1 pseudogene is annotated in these 650 nt (G+C 42.9%); it reads left to right on the forward strand.

What is annotated here, in order from left to right:
- Positions 1-65 precede the first annotated feature (65 nt).
- Positions 66-650, forward strand: a pseudogene (locus tag DP117_RS35260) (IS1634 family transposase); the annotation flags it as partial.

Genomic DNA, 650 nt, shown 5'->3' on the forward strand with positions numbered 1-650 from the left:
TACATTCTCCATACCATAAGTTGGGGGCTTGTATCCTTTTCTTTTTCGGTCATAAATTACCTCTACATCAACTAACTGATATTGAAATCAACGAAGTTCGGCAACACACTGGTCGTGGTAGACCCCGTAAGGACACTTGTGCAAATGTTTACTACCTGGTTCGTGCCTCTATTGTGCCAAAACAAACTGCGATAGATATTGAAATCCGAAGAACTGGAAGATTTCTCTTAGCAACAAATGTTGTTGACGCGAGCCAACTAAGTGATGATCAGCTGCTGCGGGAGTATAAGGCACAACAATCAACTGAGCGTGGTTTCCGATTTCTCAAAGACCCGTTATTCTTTACGAGCAGTGTTTTCCTTAACTCGACTGAACGAGTTGCAGCGATCGCTATGGTTATGGGTTTGTGTCTGCTTGTTTATAGTTTGGGTCAAAAAGCTTTACGTCAAGCTTTGCTACGATCAAAACAGACTATTGATAATCAATTGGGCAAACCGACTGCGACTCCAACTTTACGTTGGGTGTTCCAATGTTTTATGTCGATTCACGCGGGTTTCGATCGCCCAAACAAAGCAAATTGCTAACCTTACCGAGGAGCGGTGCTGGATTCTCAAGTTTTTTGGTGCTCCTTGTCGGAAATATTATCTCCT

The organism is Brasilonema sp. UFV-L1 (genome assembly GCF_012912105.1).
In the GTDB taxonomy this organism is placed as follows: domain Bacteria; phylum Cyanobacteriota; class Cyanobacteriia; order Cyanobacteriales; family Nostocaceae; genus Brasilonema.